At 69.1% G+C, this 24438-nt stretch carries 18 protein-coding genes; 11 read left to right on the top strand and 7 right to left on the bottom strand.

The features are described 5' to 3' along the window. Window positions 1-391: 391 nt before the first annotated feature. The 3 genes from IEZ09_RS20200 to IEZ09_RS20190 all read left to right on the top strand — a co-directional run bounded on the left by IEZ09_RS20200 (window position 392) and on the right by IEZ09_RS20190 (window position 6732). Entirely contained in the window at window positions 392-3313 is a 2922-nt protein-coding gene (locus tag IEZ09_RS20200) for a glycoside hydrolase family 48 protein (protein ID WP_189255269.1), read from the top strand. An 86-nt stretch (window positions 3314-3399) separates the two neighbouring features. After that, window positions 3400-4530 (top strand): GH12 family glycosyl hydrolase domain-containing protein, encoded by a 1131-nt coding sequence (locus IEZ09_RS20195; RefSeq protein ID WP_189255268.1) that lies wholly within the window; start codon window positions 3400-3402, stop codon window positions 4528-4530. 300 nt (window positions 4531-4830) lie between these two features. Further along, the gene (locus tag IEZ09_RS20190) at window positions 4831-6732 is read left to right on the top strand and encodes a glycoside hydrolase family 44 protein (protein WP_189255267.1); all 1902 of its coding nucleotides are present in this window, start codon (window positions 4831-4833) and stop codon (window positions 6730-6732) included. 36 nt (window positions 6733-6768) lie between these two features. Here IEZ09_RS20190 and IEZ09_RS20185 read toward each other — a convergent pair whose 3' ends face one another. After that, window positions 6769-7686 carry a dihydrodipicolinate synthase family protein gene (locus IEZ09_RS20185; RefSeq protein WP_189255266.1) on the bottom strand — a complete coding sequence of 306 codons (918 nt, stop codon included), beginning with the start codon at window positions 7684-7686 and terminating at the stop codon, window positions 6769-6771. A gap of 19 nt (window positions 7687-7705) precedes the next feature. Beyond that, entirely contained in the window at window positions 7706-8491 is a 786-nt protein-coding gene (locus IEZ09_RS20180; protein WP_189255265.1) for an SDR family oxidoreductase, read from the bottom strand. A gap of 203 nt (window positions 8492-8694) precedes the next feature. On the opposite strand from IEZ09_RS20180, the gene IEZ09_RS20175 reads away from it, so the two are divergent. Together IEZ09_RS20175 and IEZ09_RS20170 are read left to right on the top strand one after the other, a co-directional pair. Further along, window positions 8695-9792, top strand: coding sequence for a zinc-dependent alcohol dehydrogenase (locus IEZ09_RS20175; protein ID WP_189255264.1), 1098 nt, complete (start codon window positions 8695-8697; stop codon window positions 9790-9792). 2 nt (window positions 9793-9794) lie between these two features. Then, window positions 9795-10928, top strand: coding sequence for a DUF3500 domain-containing protein (locus tag IEZ09_RS20170; RefSeq protein ID WP_189255263.1), 1134 nt, complete (start codon window positions 9795-9797; stop codon window positions 10926-10928). Between the two features lie 20 nt (window positions 10929-10948). Here IEZ09_RS20170 and IEZ09_RS20165 read toward each other — a convergent pair whose 3' ends face one another. From IEZ09_RS20165 to IEZ09_RS20145, 5 genes are read right to left on the bottom strand one after another with little or no spacing between them, the layout of a single operon-like run. Continuing rightward, window positions 10949-11851, bottom strand: coding sequence for a LysR family transcriptional regulator (locus IEZ09_RS20165; protein ID WP_189255262.1), 903 nt, complete (start codon window positions 11849-11851; stop codon window positions 10949-10951). A gap of 8 nt (window positions 11852-11859) precedes the next feature. Further along, window positions 11860-13170, bottom strand: a complete 1311-nt coding sequence (locus tag IEZ09_RS20160) for an amidohydrolase family protein (RefSeq protein WP_189255261.1) — start codon at window positions 13168-13170, stop codon at window positions 11860-11862. Next, the gene (locus tag IEZ09_RS20155; RefSeq protein WP_189255260.1) at window positions 13167-14741 is read right to left on the bottom strand and encodes an FAD-dependent oxidoreductase; all 1575 of its coding nucleotides are present in this window, start codon (window positions 14739-14741) and stop codon (window positions 13167-13169) included. The genes IEZ09_RS20160 and IEZ09_RS20155 overlap by 4 nt, the downstream gene beginning before the upstream one ends. Next, complete coding sequence (locus tag IEZ09_RS20150; RefSeq protein ID WP_189255259.1) at window positions 14738-15634, bottom strand: alpha/beta fold hydrolase; 897 nt, start codon at window positions 15632-15634, stop codon at window positions 14738-14740. Before IEZ09_RS20150 ends, IEZ09_RS20155 begins: the two co-directional genes overlap by 4 nt. Next, window positions 15631-16482: an alpha/beta fold hydrolase gene (locus tag IEZ09_RS20145; protein ID WP_189255258.1), complete on the bottom strand. Its 852-nt coding sequence runs from the start codon at window positions 16480-16482 to the stop codon at window positions 15631-15633. The genes IEZ09_RS20150 and IEZ09_RS20145 overlap by 4 nt, the downstream gene beginning before the upstream one ends. 59 nt (window positions 16483-16541) lie before the next feature. Between IEZ09_RS20145 and IEZ09_RS20140 the strand changes: the two genes are divergently transcribed. From IEZ09_RS20140 to IEZ09_RS20110, 6 genes are all read left to right on the top strand, one after another. Next, entirely contained in the window at window positions 16542-17228 is a 687-nt protein-coding gene (locus tag IEZ09_RS20140) for a TetR/AcrR family transcriptional regulator (protein ID WP_229812754.1), read from the top strand. 215 nt (window positions 17229-17443) lie between these two features. Continuing rightward, window positions 17444-18148 carry an expansin EXLX1 family cellulose-binding protein gene (locus tag IEZ09_RS20135; RefSeq protein WP_189255256.1) on the top strand — a complete coding sequence of 235 codons (705 nt, stop codon included), beginning with the start codon at window positions 17444-17446 and terminating at the stop codon, window positions 18146-18148. 367 nt (window positions 18149-18515) lie between these two features. Beyond that, a complete protein-coding gene (locus IEZ09_RS48255) occupies window positions 18516-19205 on the top strand; it encodes an endo-1,4-beta-xylanase (protein WP_440590322.1) in 690 nt (229 codons plus the stop codon). A gap of 268 nt (window positions 19206-19473) precedes the next feature. Next, the gene (locus tag IEZ09_RS20120; protein WP_189255255.1) at window positions 19474-20274 is read left to right on the top strand and encodes a glycoside hydrolase family 16 protein; all 801 of its coding nucleotides are present in this window, start codon (window positions 19474-19476) and stop codon (window positions 20272-20274) included. Between the two features lie 35 nt (window positions 20275-20309). After that, complete coding sequence (locus IEZ09_RS20115; RefSeq protein WP_189255254.1) at window positions 20310-23198, top strand: glycoside hydrolase family 3 protein; 2889 nt, start codon at window positions 20310-20312, stop codon at window positions 23196-23198. Window positions 23199-23297: 99 nt separating this feature from the next. Further along, on the top strand, window positions 23298-24437 hold the full coding sequence (locus tag IEZ09_RS20110; protein ID WP_189255253.1) for a LacI family DNA-binding transcriptional regulator: 1140 nt from the start codon (window positions 23298-23300) through the stop codon (window positions 24435-24437). The last annotated feature ends 1 nt before the right edge of the window (window position 24438 follow it).

The raw sequence follows: 24438 nt of genomic DNA, 5'->3' as shown, positions 1-24438 counted from the left end.
TTGTCCGTTACAGTCCGCGTCTGGGAGCGCTCCCAGATCAACCTCTTGCATCCCCTGCCATTGGAGGCTCACATGCACAGGCGCATGTCGAGAGCGATATCAGCGACTGTTGTGGCCCCGGTTCCGTCGGCGAATCCGGCCACGCGTGACCGGTCTCCTGGCAGACCAGCTCGGTCGCTCTGACCGTCCGGGCAGAACGGCTCCACCACTTCGCGGGCGCCTGTCGCCGGCGACATCACCGACTTCGCGCCATCGCCTGCCAGGGCGGTGCGCTCACCAGGGGTGCCGAGCCCCGCTCAAACCTCGGCGCGGGACGTCAGGGGTGTGCAGGCGTCCCGCGCCGAATCCAAGCCCGCGGGTCAACGGCTGACCCGTGACGGAGGAGGAACGAATGAGGTACCGGACCAGAGCGGGACGGTTGCGCAGTGGGCCCGTCGCCCTCGCGGCGGCCGCGATCGTCACGGCGGCGGTGATGCCGGCCGTCGCGCACGCCGCGGTGGCGTGCTCGGTGAACTACAGCATCACGAGCGACTGGGGCTCCGGCTTCGTCGCCGACGTGGCCATCAAGAACGAGGGCGACCCGATCAACGGCTGGACCCTCAGCTGGACCTTTCCGGACGGTCAGCAGATCACCAACCTGTGGAACGGCAACCACACGCAGACCGGTGCCAAGGTCAGCGTCACGCCGGTGGACTGGAACCGCAACATCGGCACCGGCGGCTCGGTGGCCTTCGGTTTCCAGGGCACGCGTGGTGCGGCGGCCAACGGCAAGCCGACCGACTTCGCGGTCAACGGTGTGTCGTGCGGCGGCGGCAACAAGGCACCGGCGGTGTCGGTGACCTCGCCGACGGCGGGCCAGTCGTTCCAAAATGGACAGACGATCCCGCTCGCGGCCACCGCGTCCGACAGCGACGGCACCGTGTCCAAGGTCGAGTTCCTGGTCGACGGCGTCGTCCTCTCGACCGACACGACCGCACCCTACGAAGGTTCCTGGACGGGTGCGTCCGTCGGTGACCACGCTGTCGCCGCACGCGCGACCGACAACCTCGGTGCCGTCACCACGACGACGCCCGTGCCGATCAAGGTGTTGGCCGGGGCGACGATCGTGGCGTCCCCGGCGACGATCAACGTGAAGCAGGGTGACCAGGCGACCTTCGGGGTGACGCTGGCGAGCCAGCCGTCGTCGTCGGTGACCGTCGCGGTCGCCCGTTCGTCGGGCAGCACGGACCTCGCCGCGGCGCCGACGTCCCTGACGTTCACCACGGCCAACTGGAACACGCCGCAGAACGTCACCGTCACCTCGGCGGCCAACGGCGGCGACCTCGCGACGGCGGTCTTCTCCGTCACCGCGCCCGGCTACGCGTCGGCCTCGGTGACGGCCAAGGAGATCTCGTCGACGATCCCCAAGTTCCAGGAGGCGTTCCTCACCCAGTACAACAAGATCAAGGATCCGGCCAGCGGCTACTTCCGCAAGTTCGGCGAACTGCTGGTGCCCTACCACGCGGTGGAGACGCTGAACGTCGAGGCGCCCGACCACGGGCACCAGACGACGTCGGAGGCGTTCAGCTACTACCTGTGGCTGGAGGCGAGCTACGGCAAGATCAGCGGTGACTGGGCTCCGTTCAAGTCGGCGTGGGCGTCGATGGAGAAGTTCATCATCCCGGCCAAGGCCGACCAGCCCACCAACGACAAGTACAACGCGACGAAGCCCGCGACGTACGCGCCGGAGCATGACAAGATGACCGGCTATCCGTCCGAACTGGACAGCAGTGTCCCGGTCGGCTCTGACCCGATCGCCGCCGAGCTGAAGGCCGCGTACGGCACCGACGACATCTACGGCATGCACTGGCTGCTGGACGTCGACAACACCCTCGGCTTCGGCCGGTGCGGTGACGGCACGACGGCGCCGTCGTACATCAACACCTACCAGCGCGGGTCGTCGGAGTCGGTGTGGGAGACCATCCCGCAGCCGTCCTGCGACACGTTCAAACACGGTGGCCCCAACGGTTATCTGGACCTGTTCACCAAGGACAAGTCCTACGCCAAGCAGTGGAAGTACACCAACGCGCCGGACGCGGACGCCCGCGCGGTGCAGGTGGCCATGTTCGCCGAGCAGTGGGCGACCGAGCAGGGCAAGCAGTCCGTGATCGCGCCGGAGCTCGCGAAGGCCGCGAAGATGGGCGACTACTTGAGGTACGCGATGTTCGACAAGTACTTCAAGAAGATCGGCAACTGCACCAGCCCGACGACGTGCCCCGCCGCCACCGGCAAGGACAGCGAGCACTACCTGATGTCCTGGTACTACGCGTGGGGTGGTGCGACGGACACGAGCGCGGGCTGGGCGTGGCGCATCGGTGACGGTGCCTCGCACCAGGGTTACCAGAACCCGCTCGCGGCGTACGCGTTGGCCAACGTCCCGTCGCTGAAGCCGAAGTCGGCCACGGGTCAGCAGGACTGGGCCAAGAGCATGGACCGTCAGCTCGAGCTCCTGCAGTGGCTGCAGTCCGCCGACGGTGCCATCGCCGGTGGTGTCACGAACAGCTGGGAGGGCCACTACGGCACGCCTCCCGCGGGCACGCCGACGTTCTACGGCATGTTCTACGACGCGCACCCGGTGTGGCGCGACCCGCCGTCGAACCGCTGGTTCGGTTTCCAGGTGTGGCAGATGGAACGCACGGCCGCGCTGTACCAGAAGACCGGTGACCCGCGGGCGAAGAAGATCCTGGACAAGTGGGTGCCGTGGGCGCTCGCCAACACCACGGTCGGTGCGAACGGGGCGTTCCAGATCCCGAACGATCTGGAGTGGACCGGCGCGCCGGACAACTGGAACCCGACCTCGCCGGGCGCGAACGCGAACCTGCGGGTGAAGGTGCTGAACCAGAGCCAGGACGTCGGTGTGGCAGCGTCGTTCGCCAAGACCCTTCTCAACTACGCGGCCAAGGCGGGCAACGGCCCGGCGCGGACCACGGGTGAGGGTCTGCTGACGGCGTTGCTGTCCCACCAGGACGCCAAGGGCATCGCCATCCCGGAGACCCGCGAGGACTACAAGCGGTTCGACGACAAGTACAACGCCACCACCGGTGAGGGCGTCTACGTCCCGCCGGGCTGGACGGGCACGATGCCGAACGGCGACAAGATCGACCAGAACTCCACGTTCCTGTCGATCCGCTCCTTCTACAAGAACGACCCGGACTGGCCGAAGGTGCAGCGGTACCTCGACGGTGGCCCGGCTCCGACCTTCACCTACCACAGGTTCTGGGCGCAGGCCGAGATCGCCACGGCGTTCTCCCTGCACGCGGAACTGTTCGGATAGCAGGTCGGCGCCGGCGCGTCCCCGGCACGACACCGCCGGGGACGCGCCGGCACCCCTCACCCCGATCAACAAAGGAGTTGTTCGCCATGCGTGTTCGAACCCTCCGGCCGGCGGCACTGCTGCTGGCCGCCGTCACGGCCGTGGCGGGACTGGTGGTGGCGTTCGGTCCACCCGAGGCCACCGCCGCCACGACCATCTGCGAGAAGTTCGGCTCGACCAAGATCCAGGGTGGCCGCTACGTCGTCGAGAACAACGAGTGGGGCGCGAGCGACGGCCAGTGCATCAGCGTCTCCGACAACGGTTTCACCATCACCTCCGGCAACCACAACGTGCCGACCAACGGAGCGCCCGCCGCCTACCCGTCGATCTACGCCGGCTGCCACTACGGCAACTGCTCCAGCGGCAGCGGACTTCCCTTGCAGGTGAACAGGTTCGGCACGCTCTCCTCCAGCGTCGCCTACAGCACGGCGAGCGGCTCCTGGAACGCCTCCTACGACCTCTGGTTCGACCCCAACCCCAACCAGTCGGGGCAGAACACCGGCGCCGAGCTGATGATCTGGGGCAGCCACCAGGGTCCGCCCCAGCCCATCGGCAGCAAGGTCGGTACCGCGTCCCTCGCCGGTACCGGCTGGGACGTCTGGGTCGGCAACATCGGCTGGAACGTCATCTCCTACGTCCGTCAGCAGACCACCAACTCGCTCAACCTGAACCTCGCCGAGTTCGCGAACGACGCCGTGCGCAGGGGCCAGGTGCAGACCTCCTGGTACCTCACCAGCGTGCAGTTCGGGTTCGAGCCGTGGCAGGGAGGGCCGGGTCTCGCGGTGAACTCGTTCTCGTTCTCGCCTTCCGGCGATGGCGGTGGCGGTGGACCCACCACGACCACCACCACTCCGAACCCCGGAGGTCCCGGTTCTTGCCGTGCGGCGCACAAGGTAACCAACTCGTGGGGGAGCGGTTTCACGGCCGAGGTGACGCTCACCAACACCGGATCGTCGACCGCGAACAACTGGCGGTCGACCTGGACCGCGCCGTCCGGTGTCTCGGTGACCAACGGCTGGAACGCGACCGTGACGCAGAGCGGGTCGACGGTCACCGCGACCGCGCCGAGCTGGAGCCCGGACCTCGCCCCTGGGCAGAGCGTCACGATCGGCTACCAGGCCAACGGGCAGGCCGCGGCGCCGAACGGCTTCACGCTGAACGGTGCGCAGTGCTCATGACCGCGCACTGACGTCACCCCGATCCTCCGCAGGCCGTTCCCACCAGCCGCCTCGGTGTGGAACGGCCTGAGGGGCCTCAACGCCTTTGGGTGTCAATTCGAGGAGGCTTTTTGAATTGGCTGAACATATTTCTGGACAGACGTTTCGATGGTTCGAGTCGAATTCCGTCGAACGTGGTGGCAACGGCTTGACTTGTTTCGAACTCCTCGCCAGTGTCGAGAGGAAAAGAAATATCGATGCACTGGACCAGGGGAGGACTTCGTGGCAGGTAGTCGGCGATTGCGGAAACCGCGATCGATCATGTCCGCAGGCCTGGCGGCGTCCCTGGTCGCCGCGACGTTCACCGTCCAGACAGCCACGAGTGCAGCGGCGGCGGCCGCTGGGCCCGCGCTGTCGGTGGACTCCTCCGCCGCCCGGCACGCGATCAGCCCCGACATCTACGGCCTGAACGGCGGCGATCCGGCGTTCAACGCCGAGATCGGCCAGACGGTGGCTCGCTGGGGCGGCAACGCGTCCAGTCGCTACAACTTCAAGAACCGCACCTACAACACGGGCAGCGACTGGTTCTTCGAGAACATCGTCGCCGACGAGGCGCATTCCGTCGAAGGCGTGGTCGGCTCGAACCTCGGTCGTGGCATCAAGCCGGTCGTCACCGTGCCCATGGTCGGCTGGGTGGCCAAGGACTCGCCCTCCTCCCACCCGTTCAACTGCGGGTTCCCCGCGACCCGGTTCCCGCAGCAGGACCGGTTCGACGAGTGGGACCCCAACTGCGGCAACGGTCAGCTGAACGGGCAGAACCTCACCGGCGTGCCGACCGACAGCTCGATTCCCGCGGACGCGGCGTTCGCCGGTGAGATGGTGTCGCACCTGGTGAGCAGGTTCGGCACGGCGGCGCAGGGCGGCGTCCCGATCTACGAGCTCGACAACGAACCGGTGCTGTGGGCCCACACGCATCGTGACGTGCACCCGGAACTGGTCTCGTACGACGAGCTGGGGAACAAGGGCACCGCGACCGCCGCGGCGATCAAGGCCGCCGATCCGAGCGCGGCGGTGCTGGGCCCGTCCGGCTGGGGGTACTGCGAGTGGGTCGCGTCCGGTGTGGACGGTTGCGGACCGGGTGCCGATTCGGCCGCGCACGGCGGGCTCAACCTGTCGCAGTGGTACCTGAAGAACATGAAGGACTACAGCGACGCGCACGGCGGCAAGCGCTACCTGGACTACTTCGACCAGCACTTCTACCCGCAGATCAGCGGTGACAAGACGCCCGAGGCCAACGCGTTGCGGTTGCGGTCCATCCGGTCGCTGTGGGACCCGACCTACGTCGAGGAGTCGTGGATCGGGCCTGGTGGGGTCAACGCGCCGCCGCTGCAGTTCATCCGCACGATGAAGTCGTGGATCGACCAGTACTACCCCGGCACCAAGACCGCGATCACCGAGTACAACTGGGGCGCTCTCGACGACATCAACGGCGCGCTGGCGCAGGCCGACGTCCTGGGCGTCTTCGGGCGTGAGGGCCTCGACCTCGCCACGATGTGGGGCGAGCCCAAGCCGACCGATCCCGGCGCGTACGCGTTCCGGATGTACCGCAACTACGACGGAGCGGGCAGCCGGTTCGGCGACGTCAGCGTGTCGGCGGCTTCTGCCGACCAGGGCAGGCTGTCCGTGTACGCCGCGGAGCGCTCGTCGGACAAGGCGCTGACCGTCATGGTCGTCAACAAGACCGGCGACGACCTGACCTCGCCGTTGTCGGTCGCCGGGTTCGACAGCACCGGCGCGGCGCAGCGGTTCACCTACGGCCCGGCCAACCTGGGCGCCATCGTGCGCGGCACCGACCTCCAGGTGAGCAACGGCCGGGTCGAGGCGACGTATCCGGCGAACTCCATCACGCTCCTGGTCCTGCCACCCGCCGGATGCACGGCGAACCTGCAGGTCAACGGCGAATGGGGCACCGGGCACGTCGCGACGGTCACCGTCACCAACAACCGCGCCACGGCGATGAGCGGGTGGCGGGTCAGCTGGACGTGGCCGGCCGGCCAGCAGGTCACCAACTCGTGGAACACCACCCTGCGGCAGAACGCCACCGGCGTGGTCGCCACCGACGTCGGGTGGAACGGCTCGATCGGTGCGGGTGGCAGTACCACCTTCGGGTTCCAGGCCACCGGGGGAGCGGCAGCGTCGAGGCTGACCTGCACTCCCACCTGAGCAGGTCCGCTCTGAGGCCGGCCTGCCCGGCCGGCCTCAGAGCCGGGTGCGGGTGTCGCGCCTGCCGAGGCGCTCCAGCAGCAGGTCGACCTCGTCACGCTCGGTCCTGGTGAGGGTCCGTCCCGGCCTGCGCTGGGCGTCGCTCGCCAGCAGCCCGCGCCGGTGCAGGACGTGTTTGCGGACCGCGAGCCCCACCCCTGGTTGCTGCTCGTAGCGAATCAGGGGCAGGTGGGCGTCGAAGAGGTCGTGCCGTTCCTCGCCTGCGAGACGGACGACGTCGACCAGCAGTTCGGGGAAGCAGTAACCGGTCATGGCGCCGTCCGCTCCCCGTGCCATCTCGAAGTCGAGGAACAGGCCGCCGTTGCCGCACAGGATCGACAGGCGCGGCATCTCGCCGTTCTCCTCCGCAGCGCGCAGCGCGCTGATCTTCTCCAGCCCTGGCCAGTCCTCGTGCTTGAGCATCACCACCGACGGCACCTCGCACGCGATCCGGCGCAACACCGGCACCGACATGACGACGGAGAACGTCAGCGGGTAGTCCTGCACGACGATCGGGACCTCGGGACCGAGCGCCTGCGCGGCCTGGGCGTAGTAGCCGACGATCTGGTCGTCGGTGCGGAGGGTGCTGGGTGGCGCGATCATCACGCCTGCCGCCCCGCGTGTCATGACCTGGTCGGTGAGGGTGCGCATCGTGCCGAAACCGGGGGAGGACACGCCGACGACGACCGGCAGGTCGGTCCGGTCGAGGACCGCCCAGACGATCTCGACGGACTCGTCCTGGGTCAGCTTCGCAGCTTCGCCCATCTGCCCGAGCACGGTCAGGCCGTCGACCCCGACCGCGGAGTAGAAGTCGACGAGCCGGCGCAGCGAGTCGAGGTCGGGCCGCCCGTCGGGGTGGAACGGGGTGGGCACGATCGCGTAGACGCCTCGGCTGGAGCGGTTGATCAGGCTCACGGGTCGACGCTCCTCGAGGTCAGATGCTGGGGATGAGGCCGCCGTCGACCCGGACGAGCGACCCGGTGACGTAGGAGGCCTGGGCACTGGCGAGGAACGCCACGACAGCGGCGTACTCGGCGGGCTCGCCGTAGCGGCCGACGGGGATCGAGGCGGTGCTCTCGCCGGCGACCTCGTCCACCGATCGTCCTTCGCGTTCGGCCCGGTTCTCGTCGAGCGAGCGGGTGCGGCCGGTGCCGATCCTGCCGGGAACGACGACGTTGGCCGTGACCCCGGCGTGGCCCACCTCGCGAGCCAGGGTCTTCGACCAGCCCAGCAACGCCGACCGCAGTGAGTTGGACAGGCCGAGGTTCGGGATGGGCGCGACGACACCGGAACTGGTGCTGGTCACGATCCGTCCCCACCCGCGGTCGCACATGCGGGGAACGACGCGGTCCGCGATCGCCACCACCGACAGCACCATGGACCGGAAGTGCTCCTCCCAGACAGCCGGCGGGTTGCCGAGCGCCGCAGTCGGCGGCGGGCCGCCGGTGTTGTTCACCAGGATGTCCACCGGGCCCAGTTCGGCCTCGATCCGCGCGACGTGCGCGTCGATCGCGGACAGGTTGGCGAGGTTCCAGGCGAGGGGCAGGGCGCGGCCACCGGCGTCGCGGATCGCCCGGGCGGTGGCTTCCGCCGCTTCGGCGCGCACATCTGCCACCGCGACCACGGCGCCTTCCGCCGCGAGCCGCCGGGCAACCGCCCCGCCGAGCCCTCCGCCGGCGCCGTGCACCAGCGCCACTCGATCCGCGATCCCGAGATCCATTGCGCTCCTTCCGGTTTCCGAACCACCGAACCGGTTTCCGCGCCGGGCGCGCAAATACCAAAATCGTGTTCCTCGCATAGTTGTTTCCTATTACCCCGGCCATAGGCGGCAACTATTCGAGGCAGTGGAGTTCGGTCTTGGACACCCTCGGTCCGCGGCATCGAAACTGGGCTGAACCGCCGGAGGAAAGTGAGGAATCGTCGATGGCCGCGATCCCGGACGTGATGCGGGCGGCGGTGCTGGCCGATCCCGGGCACCTGCGCGTGGAGGAACTTCCCGTGCCGGAGCCGGGACCAGAAGACGTGCTGGTGCGGGTGCACCGCGCGTCACTGTGCGGCACCGACCTCAAGATCCGCAGCCGGGCGTTCTTCCCCGACGGCGGCCCGCCGCCGGGCACGTTCGTGCCCGGCCACGAATACGCCGGCCGGGTGGTGGCGGTCGGGTCCACAGTGGACGAGTTTCGCGTCGGCGACAGGGTCGTCACCGAGGCACACCGCGGCTGCATGCGGTGCGCGAACTGCCTTTCCGGGTCCTACACCGCGTGCCTGAACAGCGGCCGCCACGAGAAGGGGCACCGGACCCAGGGCATGACCGTCAACGGCGGCTTCGCGGACTACGTCCTCAACCACGTCTCGACGCTGCACCGCCTGCCCGACGAAGTCGGCTTCGACGCGGGTGTCGTGCTGACGACGGTCGGCACCGTCATGCACGCCTTCGACGTGCTGGGCGATCTGCTCGTCGGTGCCGGGGTCGCCGTTCTCGGCCCAGGACCCATCGGGTTGCTCGCGGTGCAGGTCGCCAACGCCCTCGGCGCGGAACTGGTCGCGTTGCTCGGCACGCGGGAGTCCCGGTTGGAACTGGGGAAGATCTTCGGCGCCGATCTCGCCCTCGACGTCCGCGACGGCACCGCCGTCGAGCGGGTTCGCGCCGTCACCTCCGGGCAGGGTGTCGACGTCGTCCTGGAGTGCTCCGGTGCACCAGCGGCGGTCGACGAAGCCCTCGGTCTGGTCAAACGCGGTGGCGTGATCGTTCTGGTGGGCTTCTTCGACCAGCCGGTGACCGCCGATCTCAACCGTGCGGTGATGAACGGTGTCACGCTGCACACCGTCCGCGGTGAAGGAGCAGGCTCCCTGGCGCGCGGCATCTCCCTGGCGCGTCGCGGGCGGCTCGACACCGGCCGCCTGGTGACGCACCACTTCCCGCTCGAGGAGGTGACCGAGGCGTTCGACACCTACGCCGAGCGGCGGGGTGACGCCATCAAGGTCATGCTCGACATCGCGGACGACCCGGCCGCAAGCTGACCATGGACGAGCACACCACCGTCGCGCACATGACACGGGTCGCCACCGAACTCCTCGACGGGCTTCCACCGGCGCTTCGCGGCCGCGCTCACCAGCATCCGCTCGACGATCCCTCGGTCGAAGCCGAACGGGTCCGGTGGTTCTACACCCCCACCGACCACGGCGGAGTCGCGCTGCGCGAGCTCGCGCCCCGGCAGCAGAGCCTGGTCATGCAGCTGCTGGCCACCGGCCTGACCCGCCAGGCCTACGTCACCGCCTGCACCGTGATGGGCCTGGAGAACGTCCTCGACGAGCTCGAGGGGTGGCAGGCGGACTGGGGCAGGGAGCGTGGCCGCGATCCCGGCCTGTACTGGGTCCGGGTCTTCGGTCAGCCCGGCGACACCACGTGGGGCTGGCGCGTGGGCGGACACCACCTGTCGGTCAACCTGCTGGTGCGGGACGGACGGATCGCCGCGGTGACCCCGTCGTTCCTCGGCGCCGACCCCGCGTGCTCGCCGATGCTCGGCTGGACACTGCGACCGCTCGGCGGCCCGGAGGAACTCGCGCGCACGCTGATGGAATCCCTTCCGGCGCCCGAACGAGCCCAGGCCATGCTCCACCCCCGTGCGATCTCCGACATCGTCTCCGGCAACCGGGCCGTCGTCCGGCCGGGCGACCGGATGATCCACATGCAGCACCTGTTCCGCGGCCCGCTGCCCACCCCGCGCCTGGCCGCTCTCGTCGACCGGATCGACGAAGTCGCGGAGAACGGTTCCGGCTACACCGAAGCGGACCACGCGCGGCTCGCCATCGGCCACCGACCGCAGGGTGTCGCCGCGCGGGACATGACGGCGGAGCAACGACGTCTGCTGCGAGGCCTGCTCGCGACGTACACCGACCGCTCGCCCCAGCCGATCGCCGACGCCCACCGCCGGCACTACCTCGACGACCGCAACCTCGACCTCGTGCACCTGGCCTGGGCAGGGAGCCTCGCGCCGGGCGAACCGCACTACTACCGGCTCACCGGACCGCGTCTGCTCGTCGAGTACGACAACACGCAGCGGCACGCCAATCACGCGCATTCGGTGTGGCGGGATCCGGAGGGCGACTTCGGCCTCGACCCGCTGACCGCCCACCGCGCGTCGGCCCCGCACTGATCACGCCGTCACCGGACCGGTCAGCAGACCAGCGCGTCGGCTGGCAGATCCGGTCGGCTGACCAGCGGCAGTTCCACCGAGCCCACCAGGTCCACGAACCGCCGGGCGAGGTGCACCATCGGGCCGCGACCGTACACGGTCAGTTCGCGGTAGAGCGGCGGGTCCAGTGAGCGAACGTGCGCGCTCCAGCCGTGCGGCACGGCGTTCGCCGGGACGATCGTCAGGCCGACGCCCTCGACGGCGAGCCGCAGGGCGGCGGTGACCTGACCGACGCGGGCGACCAGACGCGGCGTGAACCCGAGCGACCGCGCGGCCCAGTCCAGGACCTCCGACATGCCCTGCTCGGGTTCGAAGCCGACCCACTTGCCCTCGGCCAGTTCGGCGGACGTGGCGCGGCCCGCGTCGAACGGGCCGCGCCCTGCCAGCACGAGCCTTTCGAAGCCGAGAGTCGTGATGTCGCCGTCCCAGTCCCGCGGCCGCGGCCCGATGGCCAGGTCGCCGCGGCCGCCGCGCAGCGCGGCCTCGAGGTCGCGGCGGTGGGAGTAGTCGTGCAGTCGCAGCACTGTCGTGGGGTGGTGCTCGTGCCAGCGCACCACGGCGGCGGGCAGGACCCCGGAGGCGACCGACCGGACGGTCAGCACGTGGAGCTCACCGGCCATTCCGCGGACCAGATCCGCCACCGATCTGCGGGCCGACTCCACCGCGGCGAGCACCGCCCGCGCCTGCGGCAGGAAGATCCGGCCCGCCGCGGTGAGGGAGATGCCCTGGCGGCCGCGTTCGAGCAACTCCGCGCCCAGTTCCTTCTCCAGTGCCTGAATCTGTTGCGACAGCGACGGCTGCGCGACGCGCAGCTCGTTCGCCGCCCGGTTGAAGGAACCGGCTTCGCAGATGGCGACGAAGTACTCGATTTGGCGCAGGCGCACAGCAGCGGTCAGTCCACGAGATCGGGCAGGAGGTGGTTCGCGGACTCCTGGAGTTGTCCTCGCAGCGCATCGAGGTCCACGTCGACGAGGGCGTGCTGCCGTTTGCGCCACCGTCCGGCGATCATGACCGACTCGATGTCGCCGGCACCGGCGTGCAGCGCCGTCGCGACCGGATCGGTGACCGGCCACATCCTCGGTGCGGAGCCGTCGATGACGACGAGGTCGGCCTGCATGCCCGCCTCCAGCTTGCCGACGCGGTCGTCGAGGCCCAGCGCTCGCGCGCCTTCGACCGTTGCCCAGGCCAGCGCCTGCTTGGCGGTGATCGTCGCGCTCAGGGAGAACGTGCCGGTGGTCTGCCGGTGGTGGTCGTGGTCGCGGTCGCGCTGGTGCGCGAGTGCGATCCTGGCGGCGGAGAGCACGTCGCCGGGAGTGACCGCGTCGGTGTCGGTGCCCAGTGACGGCGCGGCGCCGAGTTCGAGCAGGTGTCCGGTGACGGGGGAGCCGTGGCCCTGGCCGAGCTCGTTCTCTGGCGTGCACGTGACGCTCGCGCCCGCGTCGACCAGGATCTTGATCCACTCGTCGGTGAGCCCTGCGCCGTGCACGACGTTGGTGGAGGGGCTCAGCAACCCGGCGGCGCGCACGGCCTCCCATCCCGGCCCCGGTGCACCGCCGCTCTGGTGCATCGACACGACGATCCCGCGCTCGGCGGCGGCGCGGAAGTCGGTGACCGCGACGTCCGGAGTGGACAGTTGCGGGCCGCGGACGGCCAGGCCGAAGGTGAGCAGTGCGTGGGTGCCGGCCGGGCCGTCGAGCAGCCGGTCGATCTCACTCACCGGGTGGGCCGCGTCGGCGGCGGAGTAGGGGGTGCCGTGCAGGAAGACCCCGCGGATGCCGGACGACAGCAGGCCGTCGATCGCCGCGTCGGTGTGGTCCGGCGTGGGTGTGTTGTGGCACCAGTCGCCCAGGGTCGTGGTGCCGCGGTCGAGCTGGCTCAGCGCACCGGCGAGCGTGCCGACGCGCATGTCCTCGGGGCGGTAGTGCTTGGCCACGGCGCCGTGCATGCGGCCGAGGTAGTCCGCGAGTGTCCAGTCGACGCCCACGCCGCGCAACGCGGTCTGCCACGTGTGCAGGTGGGCGTTGACCAGGCCGGGCATGATGATCCGGTCCGTGACGTCGACGATCTCCGCGCCGGTTGCGTCGAGGTCGCCGCCGATCCCGGCGATGCGGTCGCCGTCGACGAGGACGTCGCAGCGTTCGGCGTCGGGCCGGTGCGGCGCCATGGTGATCACCTGCGCGCCACGCAGCAGAATGCGGGTCATCGGACGGTCTCCTGCTGGGCCGCGGGCGTCATGGTGCGAGCGGCGGTACGGATCGAGGTGAGGAAGTCGCGGGTGGCGATGTGCCCGATGTAGCCGTCGGGCCGGATGAGCAGCAGTGTGTCCCCCTTGACCCCGTAGATGTGGCGGAAGTCTTCCCGAGCATCGGTGAGCACGTGGTCGGCCTTGGCGTCGGCATCGGCGTCGGCATCGACGACGACCCGCCGCAGCGGCGCCCCCGCTGCCGGCCAGTCGAGTTCTTCGGCGGCGTCGGCGGCATCCGGGCCGTAGGCGACAACGGTGAAGTGCGGGCCCCGGTAGGTGTCGAACAGGCGCACCGACGTGCCGTCCGAGCCGAGCAGCTCGGTGTCCGGCGCACGATCGCCGACCTGCAGCGTCGTCGTGCGGTCGCAGTCGGTGGGTGCGAGCGGGCCGCCGTAGTAGGTCAGCGACAACTGCTGCTCGTCCTTGCCACGGCGCAGGCTCGACGGGTCGAGCTTCGCGATGCCTTCGTACTTCTTCGTGGACAGGCCGAGCACACCCGCGGCGATCGGCAGGCGTTCGGCCTCGTAGCTGTCCAGCAGCCGCGGGTCGGCTCCCGCGAGCACCTGGGCGAGCTTCCAGCCGAGGTTGTAGGCGTCCTGAACGCCGGTGTTGAGGCCCTGTGCGCCGGCTGGCGTGTGCACGTGCGCGGCGTCGCCCGCGAGGAAGACCCGCCCGCGGCGATAGGCCTCCGCCAGGCGGATGTTGGGCCGGAACACCGACCGCCACCGGATGTCGCGCAGTGCGATGTTCCGGTTGTGGGTGTGCGCCTGGATCCGCCGGGTGATCGCCTCCACCCCCTCCGGGGGTTCCTCGTCCGGCGACAGCCGGATCATCCACTGGAACAGGTCGCTGTGCGGCAGCGGGCAGGCGCCTGCGAACCGGCCCTTCACGCCGGGCCAGATGTGCCAGCGATCGCGGGACAGACCGGTGGTGACCGCGTCGACGATCAGCATCCGGTCCTGTTCGTCGGTCGTGCCGAGGAAGCTCAGGCCGAGCTGGCTGCGGACGGCGCTCGAACCGCCTTCGGCGCCCACGAGGTAACGCGCGGTGATCTTCTCGATGCCGCCGTCACCGGACGTCGTCGCGGTGACCGATGTGCTGTCCTGCACGAACTCCACGAGCTCCCGGCCGTACTCGACCCTCCCGCCCAGTTGCTCGAGCCGGTCGTGCAGCACGCTGTCCGTGCGGTACTGGGGAATCAGCCGGGTGTTCGGGTGGGGAACGTCGGTCGTGCGTTCACGGTTGCGGAACATGCGCCACGGTGCGGCGAGCGGTCCCAGGTGGATGCCGAGGCGCGGATAGTCGCTGCTGCCGGCGAGGATCCCGTCGACCGCGCCGAGATCGTCGAACACCTCGAGTGTCCGCGGCTGGATGCCCTTGGCGCGAGAGCCTTCGAAGGAGTGCGCTGCCTTGTCGATGATGCGGACGTTCACGCCGCGACGCAGAAGGTCGACGGCCAGCGTGGTGCCGGTCGGGCCGGCACCGGCGATCAGCACGTCGAGGGTCTGGGAAGTCCTGGGATCGTTCATGGTTCTAGCCGATCTGACTGGGGAACGACGAACGACGCGAGCAGGTCGCCGACGTCGTGAGGCCGTTCGAACGGGGCCATGTGGCCGCATTGGGTGATGACGTGTGTTTGTCGTGGCCGCAGCAGCTTGGTGACGGTGTCGAGATGGGTGATCGGGGTGACCTGGTCGTCGTCGCCCCACACCAGCAGGGCCGGGATGCCGAGCTCGCCCGTGCGCCGGAAGAGCTCCTGCCGCTCGTACAGCGGGAAGTCCTGCAGGGTCTGGAAGAACGAGTAGAGCGAGCCTTCACACCGGTAGGCGTCGCGCACCATCGCGACCAGTTCGGCGGAGAGGGCGGGGTCGCGGACGTTGTGCCCGAGGTGTCCCTCCAGCAACCTGCGGCCGAAGCGCCTGGCGACGAACCCGCTCAGGAAATCGTTGCGCAGCAACCGTTGCGGCAGGGGACGCCGCCCCAGACCGGCCGGGCCGACGACGGTGAGCGTGGCAACGGCTTCCGGATACCGGTTCGTGTACGCCATCGCGACGAGGGCGCCCATCGAGGTGCCGACCACGTGCCACGGTGGCGTGAGGTCCAGTGCCGCGGTCAGTTCGGCCAGTTGCCGGACGAACAGTGCCTCGTCGTAGGTACGTCGAACCCGATCGGAACCGCCACGGCCGTAGGCGCTGTAGGCGAGGGTGCGCAGTCCTCGGGCGTGCAGCTGCTCTGCGGTCTTGTCCCAGTAGAACAGCGGGATCGTGATGCCGCCGACCAGCACGACGAGTGCGCCGTCCTCGGGACCGGTCAGCTCGTAGTGCGTCACACCGTCGGACAGTTCGACGTAGCTGCCGCGCAAGGCGCGTCGCGTCGCCGCGTCGAGTCGAATGTCCTCATCGGACGCGACGAAGTACCTCATCGCCGCTCCTCCTTGCGGTAGCGGGACTTTTCCGTGACCGCGGGCAGGAACTCCGCGATCGCCGCGGCCACCCAGTCCGGGTGTTCCTCCGGCAGCAGATGCCCGCCGTCGGGGTGTACGCGCTCCTGAGCGCCCGGGATGTCGCGAGCGAAGTGCTGCCCGTCGATCTCGGCGCTGCGCAGGACCAGTGTCGGGACGGTGATCGACTTGATCTCACCGCTGCGGTCCGGCTGGTCGGTGTTGGCGAAGTCGACGAACGCCGACCGGTTCCCAGGGCGGCTCGTCAACGCGTGCACCCGGTCCACCATGGCGTCGTCCACGATCGCCGAGTTCGGCCCGACTGCTTCGCGCAACCCGCGTTCGGTCGCGCTGCGCGGCAGCCACCGCCGCAACACGGGGCGCAGCAACGGGTTGCGCGCCAGCCGCAACCCGGCGGGCAACGACTTCTCCGGATAGCCGGTGGCGTTGACGAGCACCAACCCGTCGACCCGCTCCGGCGCGTCCAGCGCCAGGTTCCACGCGATGTTGCCGCCCAGCGAGTTCCCGACCACCACGAAGTGCGGCACCTGCAACGCGGCCGTGAAACGGGCGATCGTCCGCGCGTACGTCCGGACGCGGTAGTCGCGGTCCGGCCGCGGCCCCGTGCGCCCGAATCCCGGCAGGTCCGGGCGGATCACGTCGTAGGACGCCGACAACAGCGCCGCCACCCGCTCGAAGCCCTCCAACGACGACCCGCTGCCGTGCAGCAGCACCACCGTCGGCCCCTGACCTGCGCGTTTGTAGTGAACACGCAGGCCGTCCGCCGAGATGGTCTGGACGTCGAGGGTGGGGTTGAAGTCGCTCGTCATAATGGCGACAGTGTTGCCGTTATTGTGGAGGGTGTCAACCGGAGGCCATACTGATGCGTGTGACCAGTTCGTCCCTGCCTGCCGCCAGAGGCTCCGCGCCCGCTCGGCGGCCGCCTGGCCGTCCCGCCGTGCCGCTGGACCGGATCCTCGCCACCGCGCTGCAGCTCGTCGACGAGGAAGGTGCCGAGGCCCTGTCCATGCGGAGCCTTGCGCAACGGCTCGAATCCGGCACCGCCACGCTGTACCGCCACTTCACCAACCGGGCGGTGCTGATCGGTCACATGGTCGATCGCGTTCTCGGCGAGGTCGAACTCGATCAGGGCGCACTCGCGGAGATGAGCTGGGACCAGGCCTGTCAGGCGGTCGCCCAGGCGATGTTCGACACGCTGGGCAAGCACCACAAGGTCGCACCCCTGCTGATCGAACAGACGCCGATCGGGCCGAACGCGATGATGCTGCGGGAACGCTGCCTGGCCGTCCTGCTCGGCGGCGGGCTGTCCGCGGGTCTCGCGGCGCGTGCCTACGCGTCGCTCGCGCGCTACGTCCTCGGCTTCGCCATCCAGCTCGCCGGATCGGACAACGGGGCCGAGCGGGAGCAGGTGTCGGCGTACTTCCACCAGCTGTCGCCCGCCGAGTTCCCGGCCACACTCGCGGTCGCGGACTCGTTACCGGTGTCCCTGGAGGACGAGTTCGCCTTCGGGCTGGAGCTGATCATCAACGGCTTGCGCCGGCTGCACGCCCGTTGAGGCCGGCGGGCCGTTCCGCGTTCGTCCTTTGCGGACTTTCTGGTGAACACCCGCATCGAGTCGATTCGACACGAACACGTCTCGGTGGGAATCGGTTCTGTGTCACGCTCGCCGCGAGCTGTCGTGCGGCGTGGAATCCCGAGTGGTGTCGGGGAAACCCTGGCTGCTTCAGCTCGTGGAAACACGTCCTGGCATCACCGAGCTCGGGAGACGTCATGCTGAAACGCTGGCTGATCACGTCCGTTGTCGCCGCACTGCTGATGACCGCGGCCGCGACCGGCGCGACCGCCGCCACGGCACCGCTGGCGGGGAGGATCAAACCGGGGGTCACCTACAGCGGTCCGGGAACGTGGTACGACAGCGACGGTGACGGCGCGTGCCTCTTCGGGCCCTACAACGACAGAATGACCGTCGCGATGAACCAGACCGACTATGAGACGTCGAAGGCCTGCGGCGCCTACCTGGAGGTGCGCGCGTCCAACGGCAGGACCATCCAGGTGCGGGTCAACAACCTCTGTCCGTCGCCGTGCCGAGTCGGTCAGCTGGATCTGACGAAGGAGGCCTTCGCCCGCCTGGCTGACCCGATGGTCGGCGAGATCTCGGTGACGTGGCGGCTGCTCAGCCCCGGTATGTCGAGCGGGATCTCGTTGCGCTACAAGGACGGTTCGTCGCAGTGGTGGTGCGGGATCCAGGCGATCGACCACCGCAACCCGGTGGCGCGCCTCGAGGTGCGCACGAGCGGTGGGTGGTGGAAGGAGCTGCGGCGCACCGACTACAACTACTTCCTGTCCGAGGACGGGGCCGGGTGCGGTGGCGCCATCGCGATCACCGACATCTACGGGCAGAGGCTCGTCAGCAACCCGTTGCCGATTCGACCGGGTGTCGCTCAGTCGACGAACCTCCAGTTCGCCCAGCGCTGACGGCCGCCTCCGTTCCGAGTCGACACTGTCGCAGATCGACATGCTGTCGAGATGGATGTTTGCGCTAACAACAGACCCACTGTGGGTATATGTCCTGAGGAAGCTACAAATAGACCATTGCCATCGTCCGCTGCCGGACCCATAGTGTTAGCGCTCACTTCCGGTTTCATCAACGATGAAAGGAGCCGGGGTCATGCGCCTGAGCACCCGCGGATGGCGTTCGCTGCTGGCAGTGCTCGTCACCATCACCGCACCGCTCGCGTGAAGCACAGGCATCCGACCACATAGGACGGTCATGCGTTCATCTGCCCGCAGTTCCCGGGGGTGCGCGAGAGCGTTCGCGCGCACCGCGGCCGTGTTCCTCGCCGTGGCCAGCGCCGTCTGGGTGGTGCCGAGCCCTGTGCAGGGCGCCACGACCCTGGCCGCTGCGGCGGCGCAGTCCGGCAGGTACTTCGGTGCGGCGATCGCCGCGCACGAACTGGCCGACGGGCAGTACTCGGGGATCCTCGACCGCGAGTTCGGCTCCGTCACCCCCGAGAACGAGATGAAGTGGGACTTCACCGAGCCGTCCCGCGGCATCTTCACCTTCGACCGCGTGGTCAACGAGACCCACGACGTGAACACGTTGCGGGACGTGATGAAGAACCACATCAACGTCCTCATGGGACGGTACCGCGGGCAGATCCACTCCTGGGACGTCGTCAACGAGGCGTTCGCCGACGGCGGCAGCGGCGAGATGCGCGGCTCCGTGTTCCGCGACGTGCTCGGTCCCGGCTTCATCGAGGCGGCTGCAGCAGTGGGCAGGCGGTGGCGGGTTGAACCAGCAGTTCGACTTCCTCTCCTCCGGTGGAGCCTGGACGGAGGACATCAGCCACGGAGAACTGGTGCGTGCCGGCAACGACCAGTCACTGCCCATCAACCCCTGGCGGTTGCAGTACGTGTACCAGGGCATGGATCCCAACGCGAGCGGCGACTACATCCGGTTGCCCTGGCGGATGGGCCTGCTCACCCGGACCAACTCTGCCTGCTGACCTTCGTGTTCAAGAAGGCGCCCTGACTCGGTCCTGCCCGTCCTGGGGGGGCGGGCAGGACCGCACCCGTCCGGCCGCGATCGGCAATGCGCCACGCAGCCGGTGCCGCCGGTGAAACCGATCGCCACCTGTTTCGACGGTTTCGACTATTTCGACACCGATACCACAAACGTTTTCGTGTCGTTCGGTTTATTCCCGTACGAAGTGTCGCGAGAACTGACTCTTGTCGGCGAGTGTGCCTGGCAATAAACTTCCCAGAGTGAGATGTTAACGCTAACATTCGGAGGTGGTGCAATGACGCACAACCGCAGGACTTTTCTCGCTGCCGGCGCCGCGGGAATGGCGGGTGTCGTGCTCGGAGGCCGTGCCGACGCCGCAGTCTGGGAAAACGTTCTCTCCGGCACGTTCGCGAACTACGGCGCACTGGAAGCGGCGTGGAACTACCGCTACCCCTGGGGATCGGACCACAACGGCACCGCGCGGATGTACGGCAGCTCGAGCGACCACAACCACGTCTACCTGGAGGCCGGCGGAGTCCTGGTGCTGAAGGCGACCCGCATCTCCTGGGACGAGGGCAACAGCTCCGCGGACCCCCATCTCCCGATTCGGTACCACTCGGGCGCGATCCACGCCAAACAACACATCGTCGTGACCGACCAGTTCCCGTCGTGGGAGGTCAAAGGGGAGTTCCAGGCCCCGTCCGCCCGCGGGACCTGGCCGGCCTTCTGGCTCACCGGCGCCACGAGCTGGCCTCCCGAGAGCGACATCCTCGAGTTCAAGGGTGACTCCCGGAACTGGTTCAACACCTACAAGAACGCCAGTGGCGGATGGTCGAACACGGTGGTGAACGTCAGCAACCCCGGTGGCTGGCACGGCTACCGGGCGTGGATCACCAAGGTGAGCGCGACCGACGTGGACATCCACTACTACCTCGACGGCAACTGGGTCGGGCAGCACCGCGGCGCCGGCTTCGTCGGCAAACCGATGTGGCTGATCATCAACCTGCAGATGGAGGGCTCGTCCGGATCACCGGGACCCTCGTCGGACACGTACTACCGCGCCCGCAACGTCTACGTCGGGCGCAACCGCGTCTGATCTGCCCGGCGGGCGGCGAAGGAAGGTCAGGGGCAGTGAGCACCAGCGAAGAGAGCGGGCAGCCGCTCTTCCGCGATCCGGGCGCGTCACTCGAAGCACGGGTGGACGACCTGGTGTCGAGGTTGACGACGGCGGAGAAGATCTCGCTGCTGCACCAGCGCCAGCCTGCCGTGCCGAGGCTCGGCATCGCCGCCTTCCGCGCGGGCACCGAGGCGTTGCACGGGGTCGCTTGGCTGGGCACGGCCACGGTGTTCCCGCAGGCGATCGGCCTCGCGAGCACCTGGAACCCGGAGCTGGTCCGGGCTGTCGGTGACGTCACCGGCACCGAGGCCCGCGGCTTCCACGACAAGGATCCCGTCGAGCACGGGCTGAACCTGTGGGCGCCGGTGGTCAACCCGTTGCGCGACCCCCGATGGGGGCGCAACGAGGAGGGCTACTCCGAGGACCCGTTGCTCACCTCGGTGATGGGCACGGCGTACGCGAGCGGTCTGCGGGGCGATCACCCGGTCTACCTGAAGACGGCGCCGACGTTGAAGCACTTCCTCGGCTACAACAACGAGACGGACCGCTGCACCACCTCGTCGAACCTGCGTGCGCGAGTGCTGCACGAGTACGAACTGCCGTGCTTCCGCGGTCCGATCGCGGCCGGCGCCGCTGTCGCCGTCATGCCGTCGTACAACCTCGTCAACGGCAGACCGGCACATCTCTCGCCGTGGCTGAACGAACACCTGCGCAGCTGGACCGACGGTGAGATCGCGGTGATGAGCGACGCGATGGCACCGTCGAACGTGGCGGGAGTGCAGGCCTACCACAAGACCCAGGCCGAGGCTCACGCCGCGATGCTGCGCGCGGGACTCGACAGCTTCACCGACGAGGACTCGGTTCACGTCGTCACGGTCGAGCACGTGACGGAGGCGCTGGCACGAGGGCTGATCACCGAGGACTACGTCGACAGGGCCGTCGGCCGCGTGCTCGCGCTGCGGGTCCGCCTGGGCGAGTTCGACCCTCCCGGCGGCAACCCCTACGCGTCGATCAGCCAGGACGTGATCGACCAACCCGCGCATCGGCGGCTCGCGCTGGAGGCCGCGCGCCAGTCCGTCGTGTTGCTGAAGAACGCCGAGGGGCTCCTTCCGCTCGACCCGGCGGCCGGAAGCATCGCGGTGATCGGGACGCACGCCGGCGTGCTGTTCGAGGACTGGTACAGCGGAACCCTGCCGTACGCCGTGACCCCGCACGACGGGATCGCCGCGCTCAACCGGGGCCAGACCACGTTCGAGGAGGGGGTCGACCGGATCGCGCTGCGCACTCTCGACGGTCGTTACCTCACCGCCGAACCCGGCCGGTCGGTGACCGTGAGCCGTGGTTCGGGCGACGCCGTGGAGTTCGACCTGTTCGACTGGGGCCACGGCGTCTGCACCCTGCGCAGTGTGAGAACCGGCCGGTTCCTGGCCTCGACGCCGGAGGCCAGGCTCGTCACCGAACGGACCATGCCGGGCGGGTGGAACGTCCACGAGCTGTTCGGCTCGATCAGCACAGGTGGCGGGACCTGCGTGCTGCGCAACGTCGTGCTCGAGCGTTTCGTCGCCGTGCGAGACGACGGCGTGATCGAGTTCGTCAGCGACGAGGCCGACGCCACGGCCTTCGCGGTCGAGGTCTGCCGGTACGGGCTCGCGCGGGCCGCCGCCCGCGCCGCCGAAGCCGACGCGGCGATCGTCGTCGTCGGCAACGACCCCCACATCAACGGCCGGGAGACGCAGGACCGCGCGGACCTGAAGCTGCCGCCCGCGCAGGCGGAGCTGGTGGAGATGGTGTGCCAGCTCAACCCGCGCACGGTGCTCGTCGTGGTGAGCAGCTACCCCTACGCGTTGGTCTGGGAAGACGAGCACGTTCCGGCGATCCTCTGGACCTCGCACGGCGGTCAGGAGCTCGGGCGGGCGCTGGCCGAGGTGGTGTTCGGGCTGTCGACGCCTTCCGGCAAGCTGACGCAGACCTGGTACCGCGACGCGGACGACCTGCCCGACCTGTTCGACTACGACATCATCCGCACCCGCAGCACGTACCTGTACTTCGACGGTGAGCCGCTGTACCCGTTCGGCCACGGGCTGAGCTACACGACGTTCGGCTACGGCGACCTCGTGCTGTCCTCGCCGGCAGTTCGTCCGGGTGAAGAGCTGACCGTCTCGGTCGAGGTCGCCAACACTGGCGCGGTGCCGGGCGCCGAGGTCGTCCAGCTCTACGGACGGCAGCTCGAGTCCAGGGTGCCTCAGCCGCTGCGCAGGCTGCTGGCGTTCGAGCGGGTGACGCTGTCGCCGGGAGAGCGCCGCCTCGTTCAGTTCGTCCTGCGCGGTGACGACTTCTGGCACTGGGACGTCGTCTCCGGGCGCGAGCTCGTCGAGACGGCGGTGCACGAGCTGTGGGCAGGGCCTTCCTCGCAGGTGATCGCGAGTCGTGCCGAGATCCAGGTGGTGGGGGAGACACCACCGCCTCGCCGCCTCGCGGGAGCGACCCTCCGCGCTGACTGCTTCGACGACTACGCGGAGATGACGCTCGCCGACGAGACCCGGGAGCAGGGCACAGTCGTCCTCAGCACGGCTTCGGGTGCGTGGCTGAGGTTCGACGGTCTGCGCGTCGACGACCGCGTGACTCATGCCACCGTGCGGCTCGCCGGGCAGACCGGCGGGCAGGCGGTGGTGAGAGTGCGCCTCGACGATCCCGCGACGGGTCCCGTCGTGGCCGACGCGGTGGTGACGCTCTCCTGCGATCCCCACACCTGGCAGCAGATCACGGTTCCGGCCCTGCCCGCGATGCCGGAACCGTCCACTCGCGATGTGTACGTCGTCGTGAATCGAGCCGGGGTGCGGCTGGCAGAGGTCATATTTTCCGAAGAACGCACTCCCTACTTGTCTGGACCGCTGAAAACGTAAACAGCTTGTCGTCACAAATACCGAGATGCTCTTGAGTTGTCGAAATTGAGTCATTAACGTCGTCGAAACGTTTCGACGAGGCGCGGAAGAGGCGGTGGAATGATCACAATCTGCGACGTGGCGCGGCACGCCGGTGTCGCTACGAGCACTGTCTCCTACGTGCTCACCGGGAAGCGTCCGATTTCCGCGGCGACCAGGTCGAGGGTGCTGGAGAGCATTCGTGTGCTCGGTTACCACCCACACGCGGGTGCGAGGGGGTCGGCGACCAGCCGGACCAACGTGGTGGCACTGGCGGTGCCGTTGCGGGAAGGCGTGTACGTACCCGTGTTGATGCGGATGGTGACCGCTGCGGTCACCGCAGCGAGACGCCACGGCCTGAACGTCCTGCTGATGACGGCAGACCAGGGTGTGGACGGCCTGCGCGGGGTCGCGGGCAGCGCCCAGGCCGACGGGTTCCTGGTGCTGGACGTCGAGATGAACGACGAGCGGGTGCCGCTGCTGCGCCAGCTCGCCCAGCCCTCGGTGCTCATCGGCCAGCCCGCCACCACCGCCGGGCTGACGTGTGTCGACTTCGACTTCGAGGCCGCGGGGGCTGCCTGCGTGGAGCACCTCGCGGACGCGGGGCACCGCTACATCGGCTTTCTCGGTGCGCCCACGCCGGTCTACCAACGCAGGACGGGGTTCGCCCACCGCGCGATGGTGGGCTTCAGCGCGGCCGCCATGCGCAGGGGCATCACCTCGACGATCATGCCGACCGCGGGTGACCACCACTCCGTGCTGAAGGCCGTCCAGGCGCTGTTCCGGGTTCACCCGTCGACGACGGCGCTCGTGGTGCACAACGAGGCCGCACTCGGCTGGGTCGGCGCAGGCCTGCGCTCGCTGGGCCGCAAGGTGCCGGAAGACGTTGCCGTGATCGCCATCTGCCCGGACGGGCTCGCCGAGCAGGCGTCGCCCTCGTTCACCTCGATCCGGTTGCCGGCAGAGGAGCTCGGCAGGCGTGCGGTGGAGTTGCTGGTGGCCAAGCTCAACGGGCAAACCGTTCCGTCACTGACCTTGCTCGAGCCGGAGCTGGCGGAGCGGGCGAGCACGGCCGGGGTGCCCGGCCGGATGCTCGCCCGGCGAGCGAACCCTGCCGTCAACCCCGAGCGCGTCACGGCCGGCCGGCGCCCGTCGAGGAGTGGGGCGGGCACGCGCACCCTGCCGCCGACGCCGCCGGTGGTGCCCGCACCGCGCACCTGAG

Source organism: Lentzea flava (assembly GCF_014648475.1).
In the GTDB taxonomy this organism is placed as follows: Bacteria; Actinomycetota; Actinomycetes; order Mycobacteriales; family Pseudonocardiaceae; genus Lentzea; species Lentzea flava.
Note: the sequence above shows the minus strand (reverse complement) of the source record. Positions and strands in the feature narration are given on the sequence as shown.

Excerpts from the sequence above, each read along its gene's own strand:
- IEZ09_RS20200 (WP_189255269.1), top strand. The coding sequence starts at position 392 with ATGAGGTACCGGACCAGAGCGGGACGGTTGCGCAGTGGGCCCGTCGCC.
- IEZ09_RS20195 (WP_189255268.1), top strand. The coding sequence starts at position 3,400 with ATGCGTGTTCGAACCCTCCGGCCGGCGGCACTGCTGCTGGCCGCCGTC.
- IEZ09_RS20190 (WP_189255267.1), top strand. The coding sequence starts at position 4,831 with ATGTCCGCAGGCCTGGCGGCGTCCCTGGTCGCCGCGACGTTCACCGTC.
- IEZ09_RS20180 (WP_189255265.1), bottom strand. The coding sequence starts at position 8,491 with ATGGATCTCGGGATCGCGGATCGAGTGGCGCTGGTGCACGGCGCCGGC.
- IEZ09_RS20175 (WP_189255264.1), top strand. The coding sequence starts at position 8,695 with ATGGCCGCGATCCCGGACGTGATGCGGGCGGCGGTGCTGGCCGATCCC.
- IEZ09_RS20170 (WP_189255263.1), top strand. The coding sequence starts at position 9,795 with ATGGACGAGCACACCACCGTCGCGCACATGACACGGGTCGCCACCGAA.
- IEZ09_RS20160 (WP_189255261.1), bottom strand. The coding sequence starts at position 13,170 with ATGACCCGCATTCTGCTGCGTGGCGCGCAGGTGATCACCATGGCGCCG.
- IEZ09_RS20155 (WP_189255260.1), bottom strand. The coding sequence starts at position 14,741 with ATGAACGATCCCAGGACTTCCCAGACCCTCGACGTGCTGATCGCCGGT.
- IEZ09_RS20150 (WP_189255259.1), bottom strand. The coding sequence starts at position 15,634 with ATGAGGTACTTCGTCGCGTCCGATGAGGACATTCGACTCGACGCGGCG.
- IEZ09_RS20145 (WP_189255258.1), bottom strand. The coding sequence starts at position 16,482 with ATGACGAGCGACTTCAACCCCACCCTCGACGTCCAGACCATCTCGGCG.
- IEZ09_RS20135 (WP_189255256.1), top strand. The coding sequence starts at position 17,444 with ATGCTGAAACGCTGGCTGATCACGTCCGTTGTCGCCGCACTGCTGATG.
- IEZ09_RS20120 (WP_189255255.1), top strand. The coding sequence starts at position 19,474 with ATGACGCACAACCGCAGGACTTTTCTCGCTGCCGGCGCCGCGGGAATG.
- IEZ09_RS20110 (WP_189255253.1), top strand. The coding sequence starts at position 23,298 with ATGATCACAATCTGCGACGTGGCGCGGCACGCCGGTGTCGCTACGAGC.